At 38.9% G+C, this 25,219-nt stretch carries 21 protein-coding genes; 4 read left to right on the top strand and 17 right to left on the bottom strand.

The annotated features are described in order from the left end of the window. Nucleotides 1-60: 60 nt before the first annotated feature. A complete protein-coding gene (locus AC2G3J_RS09620; protein WP_336951099.1) occupies nucleotides 61-171 on the bottom strand; it encodes a DUF6616 family protein in 111 nt (36 codons plus the stop codon). Nucleotides 172-206: 35 nt separating this feature from the next. Beyond that, nucleotides 207-815 (bottom strand): TetR/AcrR family transcriptional regulator, encoded by a 609-nt coding sequence (locus tag AC2G3J_RS09615; RefSeq protein ID WP_419327202.1) that lies wholly within the window; start codon nucleotides 813-815, stop codon nucleotides 207-209. Between the two features lie 178 nt (nucleotides 816-993). Here AC2G3J_RS09615 and AC2G3J_RS09610 point away from each other — a divergent pair, with 178 nt between their 5' ends. From AC2G3J_RS09610 to AC2G3J_RS09600, 3 genes are read left to right on the top strand one after another with little or no spacing between them, the layout of a single operon-like run. Next, complete coding sequence (locus tag AC2G3J_RS09610; RefSeq protein ID WP_336951097.1) at nucleotides 994-2,046, top strand: sugar phosphate isomerase/epimerase family protein; 1,053 nt, start codon at nucleotides 994-996, stop codon at nucleotides 2,044-2,046. A 21-nt stretch (nucleotides 2,047-2,067) separates the two neighbouring features. Next, the gene (locus AC2G3J_RS09605) at nucleotides 2,068-2,949 is read left to right on the top strand and encodes an alpha/beta fold hydrolase (RefSeq protein ID WP_483771014.1); all 882 of its coding nucleotides are present in this window, start codon (nucleotides 2,068-2,070) and stop codon (nucleotides 2,947-2,949) included. 1 nt (nucleotide 2,950) lies between these two features. Continuing rightward, nucleotides 2,951-3,865 (top strand): alpha/beta hydrolase, encoded by a 915-nt coding sequence (locus AC2G3J_RS09600; protein WP_419359679.1) that lies wholly within the window; start codon nucleotides 2,951-2,953, stop codon nucleotides 3,863-3,865. Between the two features lie 112 nt (nucleotides 3,866-3,977). Here AC2G3J_RS09600 and AC2G3J_RS09595 read toward each other — a convergent pair whose 3' ends face one another. The 6 genes from AC2G3J_RS09595 to AC2G3J_RS09570 all read right to left on the bottom strand — a co-directional run bounded on the left by AC2G3J_RS09595 (nucleotide 3,978) and on the right by AC2G3J_RS09570 (nucleotide 11,228). Continuing rightward, nucleotides 3,978-5,003: an enoyl-CoA hydratase/isomerase family protein gene (locus tag AC2G3J_RS09595; RefSeq protein WP_483771013.1), complete on the bottom strand. Its 1,026-nt coding sequence runs from the start codon at nucleotides 5,001-5,003 to the stop codon at nucleotides 3,978-3,980. A 15-nt stretch (nucleotides 5,004-5,018) separates the two neighbouring features. Continuing rightward, on the bottom strand, nucleotides 5,019-5,792 hold the full coding sequence (locus tag AC2G3J_RS09590; RefSeq protein ID WP_483771012.1) for an enoyl-CoA hydratase: 774 nt from the start codon (nucleotides 5,790-5,792) through the stop codon (nucleotides 5,019-5,021). Between the two features lie 55 nt (nucleotides 5,793-5,847). After that, complete coding sequence (locus tag AC2G3J_RS09585; protein ID WP_483771011.1) at nucleotides 5,848-6,975, bottom strand: acyl-CoA dehydrogenase family protein; 1,128 nt, start codon at nucleotides 6,973-6,975, stop codon at nucleotides 5,848-5,850. A 73-nt stretch (nucleotides 6,976-7,048) separates the two neighbouring features. Continuing rightward, on the bottom strand, nucleotides 7,049-8,701 hold the full coding sequence (locus tag AC2G3J_RS09580; protein WP_336951090.1) for an AMP-binding protein: 1,653 nt from the start codon (nucleotides 8,699-8,701) through the stop codon (nucleotides 7,049-7,051). 103 nt (nucleotides 8,702-8,804) lie between these two features. Then, a complete protein-coding gene (mmsB, locus tag AC2G3J_RS09575; protein ID WP_483771010.1) occupies nucleotides 8,805-9,695 on the bottom strand; it encodes a 3-hydroxyisobutyrate dehydrogenase in 891 nt (296 codons plus the stop codon). A gap of 15 nt (nucleotides 9,696-9,710) precedes the next feature. Further along, a complete protein-coding gene (locus AC2G3J_RS09570; protein ID WP_483771009.1) occupies nucleotides 9,711-11,228 on the bottom strand; it encodes a CoA-acylating methylmalonate-semialdehyde dehydrogenase in 1,518 nt (505 codons plus the stop codon). A 165-nt stretch (nucleotides 11,229-11,393) separates the two neighbouring features. Between AC2G3J_RS09570 and AC2G3J_RS09565 the strand changes: the two genes are divergently transcribed. Then, on the top strand, nucleotides 11,394-12,275 hold the full coding sequence (locus tag AC2G3J_RS09565; protein WP_336951087.1) for a LysR family transcriptional regulator: 882 nt from the start codon (nucleotides 11,394-11,396) through the stop codon (nucleotides 12,273-12,275). Nucleotides 12,276-12,473: 198 nt separating this feature from the next. Here AC2G3J_RS09565 and AC2G3J_RS09560 read toward each other — a convergent pair whose 3' ends face one another. From AC2G3J_RS09560 to AC2G3J_RS09520, 9 genes are all read right to left on the bottom strand, one after another. After that, nucleotides 12,474-14,378, bottom strand: coding sequence for a Tle4 family T6SS lipase effector (locus AC2G3J_RS09560; protein ID WP_483771008.1), 1,905 nt, complete (start codon nucleotides 14,376-14,378; stop codon nucleotides 12,474-12,476). Between the two features lie 2 nt (nucleotides 14,379-14,380). Beyond that, complete coding sequence (locus AC2G3J_RS09555) at nucleotides 14,381-15,388, bottom strand: T6SS immunity protein Tli4 family protein (RefSeq protein WP_483771007.1); 1,008 nt, start codon at nucleotides 15,386-15,388, stop codon at nucleotides 14,381-14,383. Further along, nucleotides 15,381-18,122 carry a type VI secretion system Vgr family protein gene (locus AC2G3J_RS09550; protein ID WP_483771006.1) on the bottom strand — a complete coding sequence of 914 codons (2,742 nt, stop codon included), beginning with the start codon at nucleotides 18,120-18,122 and terminating at the stop codon, nucleotides 15,381-15,383. The genes AC2G3J_RS09555 and AC2G3J_RS09550 overlap by 8 nt, the downstream gene beginning before the upstream one ends. Nucleotides 18,123-18,307: 185 nt before the next feature. Beyond that, a complete protein-coding gene (locus tag AC2G3J_RS09545) occupies nucleotides 18,308-20,512 on the bottom strand; it encodes an OsmC domain/YcaO domain-containing protein (RefSeq protein WP_483771005.1) in 2,205 nt (734 codons plus the stop codon). Between the two features lie 248 nt (nucleotides 20,513-20,760). Then, a complete protein-coding gene (locus tag AC2G3J_RS09540; RefSeq protein WP_004720371.1) occupies nucleotides 20,761-21,351 on the bottom strand; it encodes a TerD family protein in 591 nt (196 codons plus the stop codon). Between the two features lie 17 nt (nucleotides 21,352-21,368). Further along, a complete protein-coding gene (locus tag AC2G3J_RS09535; RefSeq protein WP_336951080.1) occupies nucleotides 21,369-22,085 on the bottom strand; it encodes a TIGR00266 family protein in 717 nt (238 codons plus the stop codon). A 14-nt stretch (nucleotides 22,086-22,099) separates the two neighbouring features. Continuing rightward, nucleotides 22,100-23,407 (bottom strand): VWA domain-containing protein, encoded by a 1,308-nt coding sequence (locus tag AC2G3J_RS09530; RefSeq protein WP_336951079.1) that lies wholly within the window; start codon nucleotides 23,405-23,407, stop codon nucleotides 22,100-22,102. A 116-nt stretch (nucleotides 23,408-23,523) separates the two neighbouring features. Then, nucleotides 23,524-24,102, bottom strand: a complete 579-nt coding sequence (locus AC2G3J_RS09525; RefSeq protein ID WP_336951078.1) for a TerD family protein — start codon at nucleotides 24,100-24,102, stop codon at nucleotides 23,524-23,526. A 2-nt stretch (nucleotides 24,103-24,104) separates the two neighbouring features. Then, a complete protein-coding gene (locus tag AC2G3J_RS09520; RefSeq protein ID WP_483771004.1) occupies nucleotides 24,105-25,211 on the bottom strand; it encodes a DUF475 domain-containing protein in 1,107 nt (368 codons plus the stop codon). Nucleotides 25,212-25,219: the final 8 nt, after the last annotated feature.

Below are 25,219 nucleotides of genomic sequence, written 5' to 3'. Positions count from 1 at the left end.
TAAGCTTTAAAGAACACCTTGATATGACCTTAAAAATAAATATGCATCTTAGAAGAAAAATTAAAACTTTGCTAAAGCATCAAGATGTTGCTGGAAATCACCTTCCGTCCCCGCAGCATTTACATGTTCGAAGTAATCATACCAACCACTCGCTTCAATACCTGTTAACAATGCATCACTTATACATTGTTACTGCTGATCTATGCCTAAGCTTTTGAAGATGAAACCAGATATTGATCTAAATTTTTAAGGGAAAAATCGATGATTTGCAAAAGCATTTGTTCTGAATAACCATCTCTAGCTTGAACAGATAATCCATGTAGCACTAGTCCGTAATATTGCCCTAATATTTCAGGTTCGGCATGTTCTAATAATTGTCCATCTGCTTTCGCCTGTTTAAAGCGCTTAACCAGACTTTGACCACGTTCAATACGTTGTTGCTTCATCCAGTCTAAAAGACCTTGATTTTCCTGACTTAATACACTTGCAGATGATACAACCATACAGCCATATGAATGATTATTCTGGGTATAAAGTTTGATTGCATCTTGAAATAATTGGCTGATCGCATCCTTAATATTTGCTTGTTGTAAAGCGTGGATCGCAAAGCCGCCTTCATTTTCTTCGTAATGTATAACAGCTTCTCGAAACAACGCCTCTTTCGAGCCAAAGGCTTTATAAATACGCGCTGAAGCAATACCTAAGACCTCGACTAAATCTGACATCGAAGTCCCTTCATAGCCATGTTGCCAGAAAAAATCACGCGCTTGAATCAGTGCTTTTTCTCTATCAAATTCTCTTGGTCTACCAGCCATAACGACGCTTCAATCCGATTTAGTATTTTTTATTATCATTCGAAAAAATAAATTTCGCAAATAAATCAATAGGATTTGTTGGAGAGGCTGCCCTTTTTCAGATTCTTTTTAAAAACTTGTTGTTTTTATTCAAAAGAAAGCCTATTGTTTGTCGATCGACAACTAATTGAGTTTAGCTATGCAAACCATCAAAGGTCCAAGTATTCATCTCGCACAATTCAGTGATGATATTTTCCCGTTTAATAATTTAGAGAGCATTGCCGCATGGGTTTCCGATAAAGGCTTTAAAGCTGTACAACTGCCAGCATGGGATAAGCGTTTATTTGATGTTAATTTAGCAGCCACAAGCCAAGATTATTGCGATGAAATACAAGGGGTTTTACAAAATAATGGTTTAGAAGTTAGTGAGTTGACAACGCATATTTTTGGTCAACTTATGGCTGTACATCCAGCTTATGATGCTTTGTGTGATGGTTTTGCACCTTCACATTTACATGGAAATTCAATAGCTAGAACTCAATGGGCTGAACAACAAATGTTGGCTTCTGTTCAAGCATCTGCCCGTTTAGGTTTACAAGATATGGGAACTTTTTCAGGTTCACTGGCATGGCCTTATATCTTTCCTTTTCCTCAACGCCCCGCTGGACTTATTGAAACCGCTTTTGATGAACTTGCGCGTCGTTGGATGCCGATCCTCAATGCTTGTGATGAACATAATGTCAATCTGTGTTACGAAATTCATCCTGGTGAAGACTTACATGATGGCATTTCCTTTGAAATGTTCTTAGAACGGACACAACACCACCCACGTTGTCAGATTCTTTTTGACCCGAGTCATTTTATTCTGCAACAACTGAATTATTTGGAATACATCGATATCTATAAAGATTTTATTCGGATGTTTCATGTTAAAGATGCTGAGTTTAATCCGACAGGACGCCAAGGGATGTATGGGGGCTATCAAAATTGGGGAGATCGTGCAGGCCGATTCCGTTCAACTGGAGATGGTCAGGTTGATTTCAAAGCAATTTTCTCAAAATTGACACATAACGACTATCAGGGCTGGGCAACTTTAGAGTGGGAGTGTTGCTTAAAAAATAAAGAGGACGGCGCAAGTGAAGGTGCTGAGTTTATTCAACAACATATTATCCATGTTACCGATAAAACCTTTGATGATTTTGCCGCAGCGCCTGTCAATCAATTGCAAATCAATCAACTTTTGGGTATCTAAGGCAGAGATTGAGAATTTACTATGACAACCATTACAACACATGAAAATTTAGTCGATCAATTTCAGCATCATTACATTCATATTGACGGTAAAAAACTTCATTATGTTTCTACAGGTCGTGGTCCTGTCGTATTACTTATCCCCGGTTGGCCACAAACATGGTACGCATGGCGAAATGTGATGCGTGTCTTGGCGGCCAACGGTTATCAGGCAATTGCTGTAGATCCACCGGGAACGGGATATTCTGTTCCGCTGAATGGGAGTTATGATACCGGGCGAATTGCGACAATTTTATCCAGCTTAATGTCAAAACTTGGACATGATACTTATTCAGTGATTGGTCACGATATCGGGATGTGGGTTGCTTATGCACTTGCAGCTGATTTTCCCCAATCTGTCACTTCTCTGGCCGTGACTGAAGCTGTTATTCCCGGATTGGCAACACCACCGCCTATTTTTGTTTCAGCTGATGAAAATATTTTTCTATGGCATTTCATGTTTAATCAAGTGATGGATTTACCTGAAGCTTTAGTCAGTGGCCGTGAAGAAACTTATCTTAATTATATTTTTGATAAGTGGTCATGGCATAGAGATAGAGTTGCCACTGAGACTTATATTGAGGCTTATAAAGTATCAGGGCGTTTAACGGCTGGTTTTAACTACTATCGTTCAATCCCGGAAACTATTCGTCAAAATAAAATCCGAGCAGCTAAAAATCTAGAAATGCCTGTATTGGCGATTGGTGCAGAACAGGCAACCAATGATGCACCTTATGAAACCATGAAAAAAGTTGCACCATATTTAAGCAGTGCAATTGTTAAAGATTGTGGTCATTTTATTATGGAGGAACAACCCGAAGCATTTTGTTCCCTGATTTTAGAATTTCTACAATTGGAGCAATAGGATGTCCTTAGATCATCAAATTGCAGACTGGCTTAACACTAGACCTGTTGTTACAGCAGTTGCAAATACACTTTGTGAATTAAGAGCGCAGGTAAATCATGACATCATACAACAGCAAGGTATTGAGCAAGATTCCAGCTATCAAACCAGTTTTTGGGTCACAACCTCTGATCAAGCTCAAATCCAAGTTCGGGTATATACGCCCTATGCTATGGTGCAGCTACAAAGCAATCCAGCTTTAGTATTTGCCCACGGCGGTGGATGGTGTTTGGGGAGTTTAGATGCATGGGATCGTTCATGCCGTTTACTGGCAGAATCAACACAGCATGTTATCTTTTCAGTGGATTATCGCCTAGCGCCTGAATTCAAATTTCCAGTACCGCTGACAGATTTTTTTACAGCACTTCGTTATATTCAAGAACATGCTTTAAGTTTAGGGCTTGATCAAAATCGTATTGCTGTGGGTGGTGATAGTGCGGGCGCCAATCTTGCAGCGGCTGCATGCTTACTCGCTAATGCGCATCCAGAAATCCAGATTAGTCAACAACTGCTATTTTATCCAGCCTTAGATGCTACGATGCATGGCACATCCTATGAAACTTATGCAGATGGCTATGGCTTAACCACTGCAACAATGACATATTGTTGGGATCAATATCTAAATAGTGATTCTGACAAAACCAATGAGTTGGTGAGCCCCCTACTGGCACAGTCATTACAAGGCTTACCAGAGGCAAAAATTTTTGTCTGTGAATATGATCCACTGCGTCATGATGGCGAACAATATGCTGAAAGATTGAGAAATGCTGGTGTCTCGGTGAAATTTCATTTTCTAGCAGGAATGATTCATGGTGCAATCCATATGACTGCAATCACAGATAAAGCCAATGCTATATATGATAAGATTGATTTATAGTTGGTTTTTGATCATTGTAAAATAAAAAGGAAATCACATGATTTCCTTTTTTGTTGCCATTAAAAGTACCTGAATGTTTGTAAAAACAAAACTGATATACGCATTAAAAATATTAACCTAATTCAGCCAAGATTTTATCTAGCGTTGCATTCTGTTGTTGCCATTTCGGCTGTTTATCTTTGTCAATAATTAATGCACGTACACCTTCAAGAATATCACCATGTTCAAACCAGATATCCTGTAAATTTCGTTCCAGTTGCATACATTGTTGTAATGACAATCCCCGTCCTAAGTATTGCAGTCTTAAACTGGTCTTTTTCGCCACCCAAGAACGTTGTTGCAAAGTGCTTAGGACTTTACTTGCCCAAGCTTTATGCTGTTGATCTTTTTCATTTTCAAGACTTTTTTCAATATCTTGCAAATTTTCAAAGCCAAAATGCTTCCGAATGTTTTCAACCGATGCACTGAGTTCACTTGCTACAGGACGGGTAATAAATTTAGAAATTATCTGTTCGATATTATCTTTGCTTAAGTTGCTTGATTGACTCAGGGCATCGAATAAAGCATTAAACTGTTGGCTAGGAACATGATAATCAATTAAATCTAAATACAAGGCATCACTGCTGCTGATCTGATCGCCTGTGGTTGCCAGATAAACCCCAATATCATCTAAACGCGACAAGAAATGGGTTGCGGCAACATCAGGAAAGAAACCAATCGCCGTTTCAGGCATGGCAAAACGTGATTTTTCACTGCTGACAATAATATGACAGGCTTGTGCCAGACCAAAACCGCCACCTAAGACATAACCATCTAACAATACCACAACTGGTTTTTTTGACGCGCGAATGCTATTCAACATGTCATATTCAGCGATAAAATAGCTCTTATGTCCATCTGTACCATTTTGATAACAATCGTAAAGATAACGAATATCACCACCTGCACAAAATGCTTTTGGGCTATTGGATTTGATCAGTATCGCTTGAATGCCAGCATCATTTTGCCAAGTTTCAACTTGTGTACGGATACCATTGATCATATCCAAAGTCAGTGCATTCAGGCTGGACACTCGATCTAAGGTAATCACACCCAGAGCTGCGTGCTGTTCGACGATTAAATGATTTTCAGTATTCATCCCATCTCCGTCCTGTTATTGGTTTTTAAAGTTGGCTTGGCGTTTATCAACAAAGGCTTGCATGCCTTCTTTTTGATCCAAAGTAGCAAAAATTGAATGAAAGGTTCGTCGTTCAAAACGTAAACCTTCCGCTAAACTCACTTCAAAGGCACGATTAATTGATTCTTTGATCATCATTGTCGCCACCAATGATTTTTCAGCAATTTTTTCAGCAGCACTTAAAGTCTGGGTTAAAAGCTCTTCGGGGCTAAAGACGCGGGCAACTAAACCACTCAGTTCTGCCTCAATTGCACCCATTTGTCGAGCGGTTAAACACATTTCCATCGCTTTGGCTTTACCTATGGCAAGGGTTAAACGCTGCGTCCCCCCAATGCCAGGAATCACGCCTAAAGTGACTTCAGGTAAGCCAAATTTGGCATTATCCGCACAGTAAATAAAATCACACATCAGTGCCAACTCACAACCACCACCCAAGGCATAGCCACTGACAGCTGCGATTAAGGGTTTACGGCGTTGTGCAATTCGATCAGCAAGATTAAAAAAATCATCAAAATAAATATTGGGAAAGTTCAATCCCGCCATTTCTTTAATATCAGCACCTGCTGCAAAGGCTTTTTCTGAACCAGTCAGCACCATACAGCCAATATCCTGATCTTTTTCTAAATCATCTAAAGCTAAATTTATTTCTTGGATTAATTTTGAATTTAATGCGTTTAAAGCCTTTGGGCGATTGAGTGTAATTAAGCCTACGCCTTTGTGTTTTTCCAGTAAAATCGTTTCAAATTGCATATTCATTTCCTTATCTGTTTTATCCCATCATCTGATACACAGCGATTAACTCTATTTATAAACTTCGCGCAATCACTAAACGCTGGATGTCACTGGTGCCTTCATAGATTTGACAAATACGGGCATCACGATAAATTCGTTCAATTGGAAAATCTTTTAAATAACCATAGCCACCGAAGACCTGTAAAGCTGCTGAACACACACGCTCTGCCATTTCTGAGGCAAATAATTTTGCCATTGAGGCTTCATTAAGACAGGGCTTGCCTGCTTCTTTCAATCGTGCGGCATGATGAACCAATTGACGAGCTGCTTCGATTTCTGTTGCCATACTGGCCAAACGAAAAGCGATTGCCTGATGTTCAAAAATCGGTTTTCCAAAAGTAATCCGTTCTTTGGCATATTTGCTGGCTTCTTCTAAGGCAGCACGTGCCAAACCCACTGCTTGCGCAGCAATACCAATACGACCGCCTTCAAGATTAGACAGTGCTATTTTAAGCCCTTCACCTTCTTGACCTAACATTAAGCTTTTGTGTACACGCACATCAGTCAATGCAATTTGGCAGGTATCTGAAGCATGCAATCCCAGTTTTTCTTCAGTCCGAATCACTTCATAGCCCGCAGTTTCCCGTGGCACAATAAAGGCACTGATACCTTTTTTACCAGCATTTGGATCGGTGACTGCAAATACAATAATTGCACCAGCATTATTTCCTGAAGTAATAAATTGTTTTGCACCGTTAATAATCCAATCATCACCATCTTTGACAGCTCGGGTTTTCAGCGCTGCTGCATCAGAGCCTGTATGCGGTTCGGTCAATGCAAAAGCACCAATCATTTCACCTTGCGCCAAAGGTAATAAATATTTTTGTTTTTGTTCTTCACTACCAAATTTAGCAATCGGAACACAACCGACTGAGTTATGTACACTCATAATGGTGGAGGTTGCGCCATCGGCCACCGCAATTTCTTCAAGTGCAAGGACATAGGCTAAGTTGCCGGTATCTGAACCACCCCATTGCTCTGAAATCAGCATCCCCATAAAACCTAATTGCCCCATTTGTGACAAGGTCTCTTTTGGGAAAATACTATGTTTATCCCATTCTGCTGCATTCGGTTTAATTTGTTTTTTGGCAAAGCTTTTCGCCATGTCCTGAATCAATAATTGTTCTTCAGTAAATTGCATTTCAGATTCCTTAGCATCATTAAACGTCCTACATTCGGCAAGATTGCTCTATATAGGACTCTACTCACCAGCTTTATGCGTTTAATTGTTGTTTAGCAATCTCTTGATTACGCAGTAAAAAGCGTTGAATTTTGCCACTTGGTGTTTTTGGCAGTTCATTGACAAATTCTACTTGTCTTGGATAAGCATGGGCAGACAGACGTTTTTTGACAAATTGTCCAAGTTGTTCAGCCAATTCCTCAGATGGTATTTTATTTTCTGCCAAAATCACAAAAGCTTTAACGATTTCCGTTCGCTCTGGATCTGGTACTCCAACAACAGCGGCTTCAATCACTGCTTCATGTTCAAGTAATGCACTTTCTACATCAAAAGGTCCAATACGATATCCAGAGGTGGTAATCACATCATCACTACGTCCAACAAAGCTCATACTCCCATCTGTATGTAATTCAGCAGTATCACCGGTCAAATAATAATTTTTGATAAACGGTGATTTACGACTTTCTTTATAGCCACCAAACCACATCATCGGTGATTGACTGATATCTACCGCTAAAATTCCAGCGGTATCGGCAGGCAACTCATTCCCTTGATCATCCACCACAGCGACACGATAACCTGGACTGGCAAAACCAGCAGCACCAGCACGGACGTCATGGTTTAAACCATGATGGTTGCACACCACCATGCCCACCTCAGTCTGTCCATAATGATCAAAAATAGGTGCATCAAGCACTTGTTTAAACCAACGAAAAACTTCTGGATTTAAAGGTTCTCCTGCACTGCTCACAACACGGAATTTACCCTTTAGTTGTGCCATTTGAGTGGAATCTGCGGCCATCATCATCCGATATGCTGTAGGTGCACCTGCCAAATTGGTAATTTTATAATCATCAATAATTTGACATAAACTGTCTATGCTAAAACCACCTTCATAAAACAAAGTGGCATGACCTAACAACAAAGGTCCTGTGATACCGTAATAAAGTCCATACGCCCAACCTGGATCAGCAATATTCCAAAATGCATCATCTGCGCGTAAGCCGATCGCATCTTTCATATAGTTACCAAAAGCAATTAATGCTTTGAGTGGGACTTCTAAAGGTTTTGCAGGTCCAGTGGTGCCTGAGGTAAACATCAGTAAAAATGGATCCTGAATGCTTTGCATGACTAGATCACAGTGCTCAGCGTGTTGATTGAGTTCTTTCCAAAAATCTAAATCGCCTTGTTGTACACCATGACCCTGTTGATCAGCGACGGTCATAATTTGTGGACACTGTGCAACTTCATCCAGTTTGCTACGATTGCCGATATCAGTCACGACTAATTTACTTTTTGCCAGCTGAACTCGATGTTCAATCGCCTTTGGCCCAAATGCAGTAAACAGCGGTTGATAGACTGCACCAATTCTCCAAGCAGCTAGAATCACCACCAATAATTCGGGAGTTCTTGGTAATAAACCCGAAATACGATCACCAGCTTGAATACCCTGTGACTTTAAAAAATTGGCAAACTGACTCGACCATTTTTTCAGTTGAGTAAAGGTATATTGTTCTTTACGACCATCTTTACCTTGCCAATATAGCGCAACTTTTTCATGATCTGCTTCCGCATGTCGGTCACAGCATTCATAACAGGCATTCAATTGATCAACTGATCCTGAGAGCATTTCTTTAACAACACTATCTAAATCAAATTTTTTAGCAACATCCTGATAATTCAACATATTATATACTCCGGCCTGGATTTATTGTTATTCATGACACGAGTGAATCTATGGATTTTTCACCACCCATTGGTGGTGAAATTAACTATGCTTCGACTGATGATCAAGCTTCTTTAGGCAAATATTGCTGAATGATGCTTGAGAAGTCGAGTTGAGCATTGCCTTGCATACACAATTGCTGATAAAGCTGCTGTACCAAACCGCCTAAAAGCAAAGGTTGTTTGACTTGACCTGCGGCTTCTACAGCCAAACCCAAATCTTTAAGCATCAGTTGAGAGGCAAATCCATCACTATAACCGCGTCCAGCGGGTGCATTGGTTGAAATACCCGGCCACGGGTTGCACACTTCCGAGCTCCAGCAACGACCGCTGGAACTATTGATTACACCTGCCAACGCCTGTGCATCGATACCGAGTTTAGCCCCTAGCGCCATGCCTTCAGCCACTGCGGCCATTGAAATACCTAAAATGAGATTATTACAAATTTTAGCAATTTGCCCTGCACCCACTTCACCACAGTGCACGATGTTCTTGCCCATGGGTGCAAGCACAGATTTTACTTGTTCAAAGGCTTTATCATCAGTTCCCACCATAAAGGTCAGTGTACCTGCTTGAGCGCCGATCGTGCCGCCTGAAACAGGTGCATCGCAAATTTGAATCCCTTGATCTATACCAATTGCAGCAATGTCTTTAATGGTTTGCGGATCAATGGTACTACTGTCAATACATAAGCTACCTTGTTTAAGGACAGCAAGTACCCCATTTTCCCCCAAATACACTTCTTTAACATGCTTTGCTGCTGGCAGCATGGTGATTACGACATCTGCATTTTCTGCTGCTGCCTGCGGACTATCACAGGCGATTCCACCTGCTTCGGTGAAATGTGTGATTGCAATATCACTTAAATCAAAGCCATAAACTGTCAAGCCTGATTTGAGTAAATTATGGGCCATTTTACCGCCCATATTACCTAAACCAATAAATGCAATATTCATCCTTGAACTCCTGTATTAACGCAAGCTGATGGTGGTATTCACTTCACCTTTTTCTTGTGTGTCTTCGAACCAACGACTGGTAATGGTTTTGGTTTGAGTATAGAACTGTACTGCTTGTTTACCATAAGGTCCTAAGTCCCCTAATTTTGAACCTCTTGACCCTGTAAAGCTAAAGAATGGAACCGGCACGGGAATTGGAATATTAATGCCCACTTGACCAATATCAATGGTGCTTTGGAAAGTACGTGCTGTTGCACCACTTTGAGTAAACAATCCTACACCATTCCCAAATGGGTTGGCATTAACCAATTCAATGGCTTGTTCAAGCGTATCAACATGAATAATGGCTAAAACAGGGCCAAAAATTTCTTCAGTATAGATACGCATATCGGTAGTGACTTGGTTGAATATGGTTGCACCAACAAAATTGCCCTTTTCATAGCCATGTACTTGCACATCTCGACCATCAAGTAAGAGTTGTGCACCTTGTTCAATACCACTAATAATCAAATCTATAACACGAGCTTTTGCACGTGGAGAGATCACAGGACCAATATCTGTTTGCGGTTCATGCCCTGCATTCACTTTGAGTGTTTTGGCTTTTTCAACCAACTCATCCACCCAGTGTTTAGTTTCACCGACCATGACAGCAACTGACAATGCCATGCAACGTTGTCCAGCTGCACCAAAAGCAGCGCCGACTAAAGCATTTAACGTTTGTTCTTTATTGGCATCTGGCATTACCACAACATGGTTTTTTGCTCCCATCATCGATTGCACACGTTTACCATGCTGACCTGCTAAGTTATAGACATGCGTTCCTACTGCTGTTGAACCTACAAATGAAATGGCTTTAATGTCTGGATGCGTACATAGACGATCAACCACTTGTTTGCCACCATGTACTACATTGAGTACACCAGCAGGTACACCAGCTTGTAATGCCAACTCAACTAGCATCATGGTTGATAATGGATCTTGTTCAGACGGTTTAAGAACAAAGGTATTACCGCAAACGATCGCCATTGGAAACATCCACAGTGGAATCATGGCAGGAAAATTAAATGGGGTAATTCCAGCACATACACCCAATGGCTGTTGCAAGGTATAAGTATCTACACCACGAGCTACACCTTCAGTATATTCACCCATTTGCAAGGTACCAATCGAGCAAGCATGTTCAACTACCTCTAAACCACGTTGAATATCACCTTCTGCATCAGCTAAAGTTTTACCTTGTTCTGCGGTCAAGACACGTGCGATATCTTTCATATTGTCACGAATCAAATCTTGCAGTTTCAGCATGATCCGCATACGAGCTTGAATTGGTGTGAAACGCCAAGTTTTAAATGCTTCTTGTGCAGCAGCAATAGCAGCATCAACTTCGTCTAGAGTTGCCATCGGGACACGACCAAGTACCTCTTGGGTCGCGGGATTTAGAATGTCTTGCCATTCAGTAGTATTTGATTCGGTAAATTTTCCATGAATTAATAATTTAGCCGTCGTCGAATGAATATTTGACATTGTGTTCATAACCTCTCCATAGGCAATATTTTTTGTTGTTACATTCTTAGAAAATAGCCAAAAGCAGTATTTTCATCAGTGCTGTTTCAAATCAAACTAACAAAGAAAATATAGATGACCAATAGAAATTAACGCACAATGAATGTGCAAATATGCACAAGGATGTTATACACAATGAAAGTCGATTGGGATCACCTACAGTTTTTTTTAGTTTTAGCGCGTGCCAAGACTTTAACCAATGCAGCCCGTATTATTGGAGTTGAACACAGTACTGTATCTAGACGAATACAAGCGCTAGAGCTGTCTTTAGGAACGCCGTTGTTTAGACGAGAAGCCACAGGTTATGAACTAACTATGGAGGGCTTAGCGTTAGTTCCTCGTGTTGAGCAAATGGAACAAGCGTTTTTGCAAATTGAAAAGCCCAACTTACCATTACAGGGGCATGTGCGAATTGGCACACCTGAGGGTTTTGGAACAGCGTTTTTAGCACAGCTATTGGCACAACTGTCTAAACAATACCCTTTACTTACAATTGATCTTATCCCAGTTCCAAAAATGATTAAGCTGTCGCATCGTGAAGCTGATATTGTGATTTCTATTGACCGTCCTAAGTCAGGACCTTATATCATTACTCGTTTAACCGATTATTGTCTTAAAATTTATGGTAGCAAAAGCTATTTAGAAAGCACTCAAGCGATTAAAAAACTTGAAGATTTAAAAAACCATCAGTTTGTAAACTACATTGATGATCTAATTTATAGTCCTGAACTGTATTGTTTAGAACGTCTACCCTTACAGCTCAATGCAAATTTTAGAAGTAGCAGTATATTGGCCCAACAAGTTGCTGTGAGTGCAGGTGCTGGATTGGCAATTTTGCCGAAGTTTTTGGCAGAAAATAAATCAGAACTTAAACAGGTGTTACAAGATGAAGTTCGTTTTATTCATACTTTTTGGATGTTGACTTTAGTTGATTTACAGCATGAACCACGGATTAAATTGGTCTGGGATTTTTTAAGAACACAAGCTGATAAATATCAAAATTTATTGATGGATTAAGCATTTTGGACGAATTTAACTTTGTTCAAGTTATTCATTTCATAAAATACATACTAGATCTTAAATTTATTATTTTCCAAAAATATTATCTGATAATTTCATCTTCATCTTCATCTTCATCTTCATTGAGAATAATAAAACTCCTATAGAATTAGAACTTCTATTATTCACCCGAAAAGTCCTTAAAATCATATAAATTTATAGATTTTTTATTTTACTCTCACATCCCTCTAATGCTGAAGATTTCTTGATCATATCCACTATATTTGCAATACAGTAGATGGTATTTAATTGAACATGCGCATTATCATAACTACTCGCATGTTCATAGCCATTAATTATAAATGTTTCAATTGGACTACGACCATCAGCACGCACATCCTGTCCAGACTGATAACAAACCGTTCCATCTCCCTTTGAGGTTGGCTTAATATCTAAATAAAACGTGGCTTTATTGGTTTTAGAAATTTTTGACTTTTCATCTAGCAAGACTTCCCTTATGCCATCTTTTTTATAGGCATTGTCTAATAAATTATGGATTTTCGAACCTTTTATACTTAATTCAGCATCATCTTCCGGAACAGGTGTTACATCGTCTTCTTTTATATCACTTCGATCTTTTATATCTGGGAGTTCAATTAAATTTTTTTTGCCGTATAAGTTCATTAATTCAATTAGTTCATTTTCACTGCTAATATTTAGCTCTTCTTTACAACGCCACACCACTTGACCAAATGCTTTATACCCTTCGTCAGCACCATAGCTTGCATAAGTATTGGCATGATAAGTATCTTTTATATGATCATGTAATTCTTTAACTATTACAATATTATTTATATAAGCATCAAAAATGCTGGCTAATTTATCCTTCTTCACAGCTTCGGCAACTAAACCAGCTGGGTCAATAAAATCAGGATTGATCATCGCCCACCAACAGTCTTTTCTTTTATAGAGATCATTATAAGGATCATTACTTTTTGGCAATGTGGCAGTCATTTCACCTGTAGGCGTTTTAGCTTTAATGACCAACCATGCTTGAGGATTTTTGGGAAAATCCCCAACATTGGAATAATTTGAAAAAGGTAATAACTCTAAGCCACCGGGCGCATTTGCCAATGTTGCAGTGAGACGTTCGGAAGTATTCCCAAACATAAATTTGGTTGCCCAAGCCACAGCACTTTTGAAAAGTCCTGTTGAGGCTTTCCAACCATCCCAGCCTACAGTGAGGCGTTGATATACTGCTGGCGCACCACTGGCAGGCATCGCACCATGTATCACACCAGCAATCTTATCTTTAACCTTAGCATTTTGGATCAGGGCGCGAGTCACTAAGCCACCCATAGAGTGGCTAACGATAATAAATTTTTTAAATTTTGCTGTAGGAAATTCTTTTTTAACTTGCGCCATAACTTGATTATTCAGTCGGTCTGCAACATGATCTGCTGACTTCATATTACTTTGTAACCAGTTATAGCCACAGGCAAACACTGGAAAAGCATAATCTGCCAACTCCTCATGCTGTTCTAGACCTAATAATTCAACGGTTTTTTGCGACGACCAATTTTTAAGTATTTTTTCCGTATCTGCATTGCCGGGTTGGACAATTTTTTCCCATTCAGCGGTACCATTAAACTTATCCTTCTCTTGATCTTTTAATTTCTTGAAGGGTTGATTTAAATTACTCTCCAAATAAATCAGTAAATTTGCATAACCTATGGTAATCACTGAACCCCAACCGCGTGCCAAAGCCAAGTCTTTGGTCATATGCGGAATTACTTTTTTACTTATTTTTACATCGCCATCGTACCCAACCTGAGTTGTTGCTGGGTTCAGGGCAATCTGTCGTTCTCGTGCATCTCGTTTACTGTATTCAATAATCGTAGACAGTGATATTCGGGGATACCAAACTTTATTTTTCTTTGCATCTTTGAGATTTGACCCCATAATCCCTGGAATAAAAATAATCGGCACGACATATTTGACAGGTGCAGGAATTACACACTCGGAATTAACACTATCTGGTGTGGTATATGAAACATAAGACACACTTCCAGATTCGTAAAGTATTTCATAGGCTTCATGACGATGGACATTATTTGACATTATTATTCTCCGAATTTACGGATGGTTTTTAGAATCGATTCATATAGTTTTAAGGCATCATATTGTTCTAGGCTACTGCTTTCACTAAGCGGAGATGAATATCCAGTATCCGTTTCAAAACTTATCAATGGATCTTGGTTATTATTGGCACTGCCTGTATGTTCCCATAAGGCACTAATGCCATTTTTCCCTTTCATTTTTTCTACTGAAATCCATTCTTGTCCCGTTAAATGCGCGGTATTTTTTTCACCTTTACGAATATTGCCTTTATCAATTTGACGCTGGCTTTGCCCGACCTCTTTAAACTTTTTTTCTATCCGTGGAATCATTGGCAAGACATATTCATCATTTGTTTCTGCCTCAAAACGTAACACTACTGTTGGATAGTTTTTAAAGTCAAAAGCAAGAGTTTGGATGCTATAGCGGTACTGTTTGGTTTGATCTTTGATAAAGCCTTGGTAAATACATTGTCCTGCTTCCTTAGGAATCTCATGTTCATTACGATAGCGTAAGTTTTTCACTAAATTATGAATCGCTTCATTACTTTCGGCTGTCAACTGTGGTGTATCACTATGCATTCCCTCTATTAAAAATAAAGTATTTTTATCCCATACAAAGGCAGCTACTATAAAAGGAAGTCTTTTGTCATCCTCTAATTTCCCTTTAAAAATCTTAGTCAGTCGACCATCGAATACTTGTTCTTGTGGGTCTTCAAAAATTTTTCGATTACCTTTGGAATAATCATTTCTCCATTTTTGAACTGCTTCATCAAAATCTTGACGTGTTGCTTTAGTTTGAACCTTAATAGTAAAAGAATCATATTTATCATAACGTTCTAATGGATTAGCCTCAGCAGGAATATCCACCACATAACGCCCAATACAGTAAGTTTTAGTTTTTTCTAAATTGATCATATTATTTCCAGTATTTTTTATTGTTGATTGTGCAAATACGCAACTTGTCGTGATCATGCAAGCGGTGAGTAATAAAGAAGAAAATAGTTTATTCATCAACATATCCTAATAATGAAATAACGGCTTTTGTCATAGCCAGTGAGGTTATTTTCTCGGTTCTACCTTCAGTATCTGTAACACCCTCAATGGTTTTTCCATCTTCTGTTTTTATTTTATATTTCATATTCGATATAGCTTTATCCGCTTTATTACGCAATACAAAGTGTTCACCATAATCCATTTGAAGTTTTGGCATCGCGGCTAAATCAGAGCTTATCGTAGCGCCTGACATGGTTTTAATTTGCCCTGCTTTTAAAGAAAGCAACCCAGGGCAAACGATATCGATATTGCCATCTTCAATTTTGATAAAACCACCACCAGATGAGATCATTATGCCTTTACCACTTTCGACTTTAACAAAATCGTTAACTGCATAAACGTGCATCAGTTCTTGTGAGGCGATTTTCATGGTGCTTGCTTGCGACTCAATTTCGACTGGACCTTGTCCAGCTTTGATCTTGATACCGGCTGCTTTGGCGAAGAGTGAAATTTTGTCTAAAACATTGGCTAGAAAACCACGCCCTGAAAAAACTTGAATATTTTGTTCTGAGCTTATATCAATATTTTGCTTGGCTTGAGCAATAATTCCTTTATCTGCATCAAAAATAAGTGAATCCTTGGCATCGATTGCAATGAAAGGGGTTGAATCTGATTCATTCCAATTTGGAAGATCTGTTTTTACGGCTTCTTGTAATTCAAGTTCAGGCTCAATGGTTTGGTGGTCTTTAGCTGCATCTTGAATAGCCTTATTAGTTCCTAAGAATTTTTCGATATTCTGTTGAAGCTTACTACGCTCAAGTTGGTTTCCTGAGGCATGACCTGCGATTTCAGTTGTAATCAATATCCCTTTAGGCGCACGTATTGCCCCCCAATCATCCGTCCTTAACTCAAACCCTTCACCACGACCTTCACTTACTGAGGTTTCTTTAGGATGACTTAAATTTCCCAAATTCAATTGGCTCGCACCATGACTCGACTGTAACTGCGTACTGATTTGCGCGGTAGTATCATCAAATCTAAGCTGGCCAAAGCCTTCACCTGCCACTTCTTTTGATCGGATACCACTAAGCTTTTTGGTCTCAGGCAGTTTACCTTTATTATCAAACATGGTTGGACTTCGATGTCCTTCATGAATTCGTCCTGTAACAAATGGACGATCAAGATTACCATCAAAAAAATCAACCGCGACAATCTCATCTTTACGAGGCAAGAATCTTACACCGTAGCCTGCACCAGCCCAAGATGTAAGCACATCCACCCATGCTGAATCAGTATCTGTATCATTCGACCCTGCACCACCATCATGGGTATGATCTTCAGTTCGCGTAAATAGGAAGCGAACTTTAATCCTTCCCCATTCATCAACATAAATTTCTTCGCCATCACTGACTACTTTAGCGCGTTGTACATGGGCAATCGGGCGATGCTGCAACGGATCGTATTTTGGAACAAGCTCAATATTACGACGAACTAAAGTGAGTAAATTGGCTTGACGCTCTTGTTCACTATCTTTACTACTTTGCCAATGACTCAAAATTAAGAGTTTTTCAATTTGGTTTTGAATATCTTTGGGAAAATTATTTTGATTATAAAAATGTTTACTAATTATTAAGAACTCCTTATCACTGCCACTATGATTTTTCTCTAGTTCTGGATGATCCGCCAACTGAAACCAATAGCCAACCTGGGTATCTCGGACACTACTATGTGCTGTAAAGTATTTTGCTTGCAAAGCTTGATGCAGATTCAGTTGATTATTCAGTTTATCAAGTTGGCTATTTCCAGACATTGTCGCTTGGTCTTCGCCCTTAAGATCACGAATCCATGCAGGAGATATACTCCAAGCTTGTTCTAGGCTTAAGCTTTCATTATCACGTTGAGCACTATGCTTATGTGAACTGAGGACTGAACCGCTAGCATCTTGCTGAGTTAAACTGTCCGCTTGCCAACGTTGTACATGGATCGCTGTCGATTGTAATTGTCTATTTGCGATAAAGCTGGTGATACTGTCGGACTGTTCCGTTGCATTTGAACGATGATAACGAATAGTCCTACGTTCACTGGCTTTAAATTGAAAATTACTATCGACCAAGCGTAACTTTTGTGGTTCAACGTTTTGGCTACTGTTAGAAACCAAATAATTTGATTCATCAACCAGCCAATTAATTGATTCCTCACGCATTAATCGAGTTAAATAGGAGTAATCACTTTCATTTGATTGCATTGAAAATGGACGTACATCATAATCTTTGGTTAAACCACTTGTATCCAGTTTTAAGCTTGAAGCAAATAAACTACTCTTAAGCTGCCATTCCTTGAAAATTATTTCACAAATTTCTACAACGCTTTTATCCATAAACACACGGCTATTCAGTCTTTTATGCCATAGACTGGTAGCATCTTGCATGGTTAGACGATAAAGACTCAAAGCGCCATCTGACTGTCCTTGGCTAGCGCCCGTAATGATGCCAGTGGTTCTGAATAAATTGCCTGAATCTATAACTTGATCCACTGCCACTTGACAACCAATGAATTGTTTTAATTCTATGAATGGGTTTGATGACAGGCAAATGAGTTCTGCTGATAAGCCATCGTTGACACCATGATAGCCATCAATACGCTGCAACATGATGTGGGAATTGAGTTGAAAATTTAAAAGCTGGACATGAATTGAACGGTTTTCAGTTCCCAAGCCAAACTTATCTAAGCGTGTAAAAATATTGTTCAACATTTATTATTATGCCCCTTTACTAATAAGAAAAACTTAACATAAATTTTAGTATGTCTCAAACTTACTGGATTGTTGTCGTTTTAGAACGAAGTATTTATATGGCAATTTAATTTGAATTATTAATTTATTTTTAAAATAAAAACCCAAGAAGAATCTTGGGTTTTAGCTTTTGTTGTAAAAAATTTTTAACTTGCTAAGCCAACAGCTTTTGCTCGTGCTTTATGTAACTTCTTATAACTGTCAATAAGTCTTAAATGACGATCAAGCCCTTCAAGCTTCATACTTGTTTCAATCAAGCCATAAAAACGCATACTACCATCTAAAGAGCCAATGACTGCATCCATTCTTTCATCACCAAACATACGACGGAAATTCGCTTCATAATCATCTAAATCCATGTCGTCGTCTAGTTCAACTTCAAGCATCACATTCATACACTGATAGAACAGACCACGTTCTACGGTATTGGTGTTGTATTGAAGGAACTGTTCAACTAAATCTTTGGCTTCTTCAAACTGTTGTAAAGCAAGATAAATCAACAGCTTTAACTCAAGGATGGTCAGTTGTCCCCACACAGTATTATCATCAAATTCAATCCCAATTAAAGTCACGATATCGGTGTAATCATCCACTTCAACGTCTTCAAGACGTTCAACTAAAGCTTCTAGTTGCTCATCATCTAAACGATGAAGATTTAAGATATCTTCACGGAATAACAATGCTTTGTTGGTATTGTCCCAAATTAAATCTTCAACCAAATAAATTTCAGAATAATCAGGCACAATGATACGGCAAGCTGTCGCGCCTAAGTGCTCATAGACTGCCATATAGACTTCTTTGCCCATTTCCTCAAGAATATTCAGCATGGTCTTTACTTCTTCAGCATTGGCATTTTCACCCGCACTGCTAAAATCCCACTCAACAAAGTCATGGTCTGATTTTGCACTAAAGAAACGCCAAGACACAACACCACTGGAATCGATAAAATGCTCAACAAAATTGTTTGGTTCTGTCACAGCATTACTGCTAAAGGTCGGTTTTGGTAAATCATTTAAACCTTCAAAACTACGGCCTTGTAACAACTCGGTCAAACTGCGTTCTAAAGCAACTTCAAGCTTAGGGTGTGCGCCAAATGATGCAAATACACCACCTGTACGTGGGTTCATCAGCGTAACGCACATCACAGGAAACTCACCACCCAATGATGCATCTTTAACCAATACTGGGAAGCCCTGTTCTTCTAAGCCTTTAATGCCTTCAACGATACGGGGGTATTTTGCTAAAACTTCCTCAGGCACATCTGGAAGTGCAATTTCTCCCTCTAAAATCTCACGTTTAACCGCACGTTCAAAAATTTCAGATAAACACTGTACTTGAGCTTCAGCTAAAGTATTTCCTGCACTCATACCATTACTTAGGTATAAATTTTCAATCAAATTTGATGGAAAATATACAATTTCTTGATCAGATTGGCGTACAAAAGGTAATGAACAAATACCACGCTCAGTATTGCCTGAGTTGGTATCATATAAATGTGTACCTAACAATTCATTGTCTGGGTTATATACCTCTAATGTATATTCATCCAATATTTGTTTAGGTAGTTCTCCATTTGGTCCAGGTTTAAACCATCTTTCATCTGGATAATGTACAAATTCAGCATTGGCAATTTCTTCACCCCAAAACTGGTCGTTATAGAAGAAATTACAGTTTAAACGCTCAATAAATTCTCCCAATGCAGAAGCCAAAGCGCTTTCTTTGGTCGAGCCTTTACCATTGGTAAAACACATTGGAGATTGAGCATCACGAATATGTAATGACCACACATTTGGGACAATATTTCGCCATGATGCAATTTCAATTTTCATTCCCAATCCTGCCAAAATCTCTGACATATTGGCAATGGTTTCCTCTAAAGGCAGATCTTTACCTTCAATAAAAGTTAAGCTTTCTTGTGCCAAGTTAGGCATGAGCAACGCTTGTGCATCTGCATCAATACTCTCAACTTCTTCGATAACAAACTCAGGACCAGTTTGGATGACTTTTTTAACGGTACAACGGTCAATCGAACGTAAAATACCTTGACGATCTTTATCTGAAATATCTGCAGGAAGTTCAACCTGAATTTTAAAAATTTGTTTATAACGGTTTTCAGGATCTACAATATTGTTTTGAGATAGCCGAATATTATCGGTCGGGATATCACGAGCTGCACAATACACTTTCACAAAGTAAGCGGCACACAAAGCAGATGAGGCAAGGAAATAATCGAAAGGACCCGGCGCAGAACCATCACCTTTATAGCGAATGGGTTGATCAGCAATTACTGTAAAGTCATCGAACTTGGCTTCTTGTCGAAGATTATCGAGATAATTGACTTTGATTTCCATGTGGGCACCTAAATATTCTTACGTGTAAACATAAACACATAAAATTTAAATATTGAAAAATAAGCCGAATCACGGAGAAGAAATTGACTTAAAAACGAACCAACCCCAACTGAGGTCAGTAATAATGGTTGCTATTATAGAATTATTTTACAGAATTGATAACTTTAGAATGGAAAGATTGAAAATACTTTAAGTAAAAGCCATTCCTAAGAATGGCTTTGTTGATTAAAATTTTTTTATGGCTACCCTTATAGCACTGGAATGATCGAAGGAAGCATGTCATGAATGGTCTTACCATTACAGGTATCGCCAATCGCAGACATTTTCCATGCGCCATTGTGGCGATAGACTTTAGCGATAATCAAGGCAGTATAATTGCCTTTTGCTGAAAGGTTGTATTTTGCGATTTCAGTATTGGTATTCGAGTCAACTAAACGACAAAAAGCATTTTCAACTTTTTCAAAAGTTTGACCACGGAAACTACTGATTGTAAAAACCAGTGCTTTAACTTGAGGAGGGATTTTAGTTAGATCAACATGGATCACTTCATCATCGCCATCACCAGCACCCGTACGGTTATCACCTGAATGCCAAATACTGCCATCCTTACTTTTTAATTGTCCAAACCATACTGCATCGAGCGGTTGGTTGTTTTCATCAAAAATAATGACAGATGCATCAAGGTCGATTGAATCACCACCGCCGCCCCCAAAAAGACCACCTAAAAATCCGCCACTCTTAGCCACATCCCAACCTGCACCAAGATAAATTTTGGTCAAAGATGAGCCATCACCTTTTTCTAAAGAGATTTTTTGACCTTTTACTAAACTAATACTCATGTGTTTCCCTCATAGATTTAATTGTTTCTATTTAAATTTAAAGCTGAAGATAACCAGGTGAGGTAGCTCTTGCGATTTCGGGAACAAATAATGACTTTGCCATTGCCCCTAAACTTAAGCACCATACCTTCACCACTGGTAAAACTGTTTAAAAGATTTCCAACAATTCCGCGGTTTTGTGAACTCGGCATACCAATGTTGTAACTTAAAGATGAATCCCATGCCACAACATGACCATTATCAATGGTGGTTTCGCCGTTCTGAGTGCTTACATCGACTTCCATCAAAGTACCACAACCAGAAATACACAATTGACCTTGTCCTGATGATTCCATCACCACAAAGCCCCCTGTATCACCAAAGAATCCACCACCTAAATTTGCTTGAATCTTGGCTTTGACATTGACATGTTCTGTTGCTGCAACAAAAGCACCATCAGATAAAGTGTATTGCTGAGGACCTATGTTAAGAATTTGCATATCACCATCTATGTTTGGAGAAAGTAAACACTGTCCATGACCCAATGATGCTTTGATTTCTTGCTGAAACAGCGATTCACCTGTAGTAAATCTACGCATAAATGACTGAAATAAACCGCCGCGTAAGTTCCCAGCTAATTCTAGATTCTGCTCAATCATGACCATTGCATCAGATTCACAAAATATTTTTTCTCCCTGTACCAAATCAACCAACAGAAATGGTTCTGGACTGCCTACAAGTTCAAATTTAGCCATCGATTGCCCTCTCTTTATCGAATAATGTTTTTATTTTTCGCTTCTTTTAACCACAGTGGAAATTCTTGAAGCAGTGCATCATACAGTTGTGCTTCAGGCATACTTTGAATATTACTCATTTCAAAAAAATTGCAATTATCCACCACTCGCCCTTCCATCGTATCGAGTTGTTCCAACACACCGTAGTTACGACCGCCAATACCCACGAATTGCCAAAAAATAGGGAAACTAGATGCGCTTTTAAGGATATTTTTAATCTTTTTACTTTCATTGACCCCACCATCTGAAACAAATACCACGTAAACAGGTAAATGAGATGGATTTTCTTGGGTAAAATATTTAATCACAGCTTCAAGTACAACAGGTTCATTATTATAACGTGCACCAGCTTTCCACTTTGGATGACCGCCTTGATCTGTATTGACAAAATTTTGTAAGTTGTTCAAGGTTACATCACTTAAACGCAATGATTTTTCTGCAAAAGCCCAACATTCAAAACTACCATCATCATCAAAATTGACTGCCAAAGGCATAATTCGATCGAGGACTTTTTGAACATCACCTTTAATATATTGTTGGTGCATTGAACCTGAATAATCAAGGACTAAAGCTACTCGGGCTTTTACATCAAGCAAATTATTTTTTTCTAAGCTGATTAAAGACTTTTTCGTAATATCCACTAAATGTGGAGCGGCGTCTTGAATTTTATCTAGTACCACTTTCTTTTTTAGATCAATTGTAACCGCTGCATTACTGATCGATGGGTTTGCTGTTGGGGGTGCAACTGTAACACTTTCTTCAACCTCTCCCCCAAAGTGTTCAACCAAAGCCTGTAAGCCACCATTAAAACCTTGACCAATTGCAGCGATACGCCAAGTATCACTTTTAAAGTAAATCTCAGTCAGCATCACAGCTTTTTCTTGGCTAAAATTAGAACCATTTAAACGATAAGTCGCAAGAATCTGTTCGTCTTGATTACATAACTCGACCTGAATCGATTGTATATTGTGGATTTGAGACTGCTCATTGGCTAAGGTTGCACAGATCACAAAACGTGGCGTTCGTGTTGTATCTATCTTTTTTAAATCAAAGGTAAAACTATGGATGTTGCCACGAAGCAGATATTGAACTTCGCCTTTCGGTGTTTGTGGTTGATTATAGAAGGTCATATAATCATCATGGAAAAGTTTATCGTTTGGCGCAATACCAAAGCTAGAAATATCGATTTCAAAAGGTGCTTGAACCTGTACACGTACTTTAAACTGTGTATTAGTCTGCAACAATTGGTGCAGAGCCAGTTTTTGTCCAGTGATGAATTGCATTGTTGTTCTCTATTTAGTACTTGAAAATAATTTTTACTGTGTTCATAAATAAACCAATTTAAACCGAATCACTTTCAAGTACTAAAAGATAAATCTTTTAGTACTGATTTTAAAAATTAAACTGCAACACCATAACTTGCAGCCAAAGCGCCTAAGCCACCGTTAAAGCCTTGGCCAACTGCTTTGAATTTCCACTCGCCACTATGACGGTATAACTCACCAAAAATCATGGCAACTTCTGTACTGCCGTCTTCAGACAAGTCAAAACGTGCAAGTTCTTCAGCATTGTTATCCTGATTAATTACACGGATATATGCTTTATCTACCATACCGAAGTTTTGACCATTCTGTTGGCCTTCATGAATGGTTACAGCAAATACAATTTTAGCCACATCTGCTGGAACTTTAGATAAATCAACTGAAATTGTTTCGTCATCACCATCACCGTCACCTGTACGGTTATCACCGTTATGGTTCACAGAACCACAAGGAGAAGTTTTTTGGTTAAAGAAGATGAAGTCGCCATCTAAACGGACTTTGCCATTTTCACCAGTTAGAAAAGCAACAGCATCCAAATCAAAAGCTTTACCATCTGTAACACGAGGATTCCAGCCTAAACCTAAGTCTACTTTATTCATTGTAGGCGCTGTTTTAGACAGGTTGATGTTACCGCCTTTTGATAAATTAATAGCCATTTTTAATTTCCTTTTTCAGTTGTTTCAAGAGATTGTTTTTTACTATATGAAATTGATGAAATTACTGCCCAAACAATAAATGCGACACCAATCAAACCAGTCACGACTTCAGGTACATGTAAGCCAGTCCCACTTGCAAGCATGATGAATGCAAGTGCACCAATCGCATAATGCGCGCCATGTTCTAAATAAACATAAGCATCGAGCGTACCTTTTTCTACAAGATAAACGGTCATAGAACGCACGAAGATCGCACCTATAGCAAGGCCAAGCATAATAATTACCACATCACTGGTAATTGCAAAAGCGCCGATTACACCATCGAAACTAAAAGACGCATCAAGTACTTCAAGATACAAGAAGCCACCAATACCGCCTTTAATGATTGTGCCCGTTACAGGTGCACCATTATTTGAAGTCGTTTGTTCTGATGCTTCTTCCTCATCATCATGTGAACCGCCTTCAAGTAAGTGTCCAATCACCTGAACACCAACATAAACCACAATTCCCCAAATCCCTGCCATCGTTACAACCAGACGAGAAGTTTCAGGTACAAAATTAGCCATAACCAATAATGCACATAATGAAATAAACACTGAAATCGCTTGAATATTGCCTAGATCAGCGAGATTTGACTCCAACCAATGGAACCAATGCTCATCTTTTTCATCATCAAATAAAAAGTTAAGAAAAACTAAGAGCAAGAACATACCACCGAACGCTGCAATTTCAGCATGGTGTGCCATGAGCTTTTCAGAGTAGGTTTTTGGATCGTTCAGCGCAAGTTTTGCAACCTCTATCATGCCCATGTCTGCAGTGACGCCAACAATGAGTAATGGAAAGATTAAACGCATACCAAATACAGCGATAACAATACCGACTGTTAAAAATAAGGTTCGCCAGAAATGATTCCAGTGTTTGAGTACCGAAGCATTTACTACAGCATTATCAAACGATAAAGAAACTTCCATCACTGCAAGAATGGCAGTAATTGCCAATGCCTTGAACATGGTCATTAGACCGGCTTGGGGACCATGTGTAAAACCCCAATACGCAGAAATTGCTAGACAAATGATGGTAAAAAGAATCGAAAAGCGAAAATGTTTCATCCATTGAA

The organism is Acinetobacter legionensis, assembly GCF_057165765.1.
The sequence above is the reverse complement of the archived record's forward strand: the minus strand, read 5'-3'. Positions and strand labels throughout refer to the sequence as shown.

What these genes read in the sequence shown, in the direction of transcription:
- AC2G3J_RS09565 (WP_336951087.1), top strand. Translation starts at nt 11,394, where the DNA reads ATGAAAGTCGATTGGGATCACCTACAGTTTTTTTTAGTTTTAGCGCGT.
- mmsB (WP_483771010.1), bottom strand. Translation starts at nt 9,695, where the DNA reads ATGAATATTGCATTTATTGGTTTAGGTAATATGGGCGGTAAAATGGCC.
- AC2G3J_RS09585 (WP_483771011.1), bottom strand. Translation starts at nt 6,975, where the DNA reads ATGCAATTTACTGAAGAACAATTATTGATTCAGGACATGGCGAAAAGC.
- AC2G3J_RS09610 (WP_336951097.1), top strand. Translation starts at nt 994, where the DNA reads ATGCAAACCATCAAAGGTCCAAGTATTCATCTCGCACAATTCAGTGAT.
- AC2G3J_RS09590 (WP_483771012.1), bottom strand. Translation starts at nt 5,792, where the DNA reads ATGCAATTTGAAACGATTTTACTGGAAAAACACAAAGGCGTAGGCTTA.
- AC2G3J_RS09580 (WP_336951090.1), bottom strand. Translation starts at nt 8,701, where the DNA reads ATGTTGAATTATCAGGATGTTGCTAAAAAATTTGATTTAGATAGTGTT.
- AC2G3J_RS09600 (WP_419359679.1), top strand. Translation starts at nt 2,951, where the DNA reads ATGTCCTTAGATCATCAAATTGCAGACTGGCTTAACACTAGACCTGTT.
- AC2G3J_RS09520 (WP_483771004.1), bottom strand. Translation starts at nt 25,211, where the DNA reads ATGAAACATTTTCGCTTTTCGATTCTTTTTACCATCATTTGTCTAGCA.
- AC2G3J_RS09545 (WP_483771005.1), bottom strand. Translation starts at nt 20,512, where the DNA reads ATGGAAATCAAAGTCAATTATCTCGATAATCTTCGACAAGAAGCCAAG.
- AC2G3J_RS09555 (WP_483771007.1), bottom strand. Translation starts at nt 15,388, where the DNA reads ATGAATAAACTATTTTCTTCTTTATTACTCACCGCTTGCATGATCACG.
- AC2G3J_RS09605 (WP_483771014.1), top strand. Translation starts at nt 2,068, where the DNA reads ATGACAACCATTACAACACATGAAAATTTAGTCGATCAATTTCAGCAT.
- AC2G3J_RS09525 (WP_336951078.1), bottom strand. Translation starts at nt 24,102, where the DNA reads ATGGCTATTAATTTATCAAAAGGCGGTAACATCAACCTGTCTAAAACA.
- AC2G3J_RS09615 (WP_419327202.1), bottom strand. Translation starts at nt 815, where the DNA reads ATGGCTGGTAGACCAAGAGAATTTGATAGAGAAAAAGCACTGATTCAA.
- AC2G3J_RS09560 (WP_483771008.1), bottom strand. Translation starts at nt 14,378, where the DNA reads ATGTCAAATAATGTCCATCGTCATGAAGCCTATGAAATACTTTACGAA.
- AC2G3J_RS09540 (WP_004720371.1), bottom strand. Translation starts at nt 21,351, where the DNA reads ATGAGTATTAGTTTAGTAAAAGGTCAAAAAATCTCTTTAGAAAAAGGT.
- AC2G3J_RS09570 (WP_483771009.1), bottom strand. Translation starts at nt 11,228, where the DNA reads ATGAACACAATGTCAAATATTCATTCGACGACGGCTAAATTATTAATT.
- AC2G3J_RS09535 (WP_336951080.1), bottom strand. Translation starts at nt 22,085, where the DNA reads ATGGCTAAATTTGAACTTGTAGGCAGTCCAGAACCATTTCTGTTGGTT.
- AC2G3J_RS09530 (WP_336951079.1), bottom strand. Translation starts at nt 23,407, where the DNA reads ATGCAATTCATCACTGGACAAAAACTGGCTCTGCACCAATTGTTGCAG.
- AC2G3J_RS09595 (WP_483771013.1), bottom strand. Translation starts at nt 5,003, where the DNA reads ATGAATACTGAAAATCATTTAATCGTCGAACAGCACGCAGCTCTGGGT.
- AC2G3J_RS09550 (WP_483771006.1), bottom strand. Translation starts at nt 18,122, where the DNA reads ATGTTGAACAATATTTTTACACGCTTAGATAAGTTTGGCTTGGGAACT.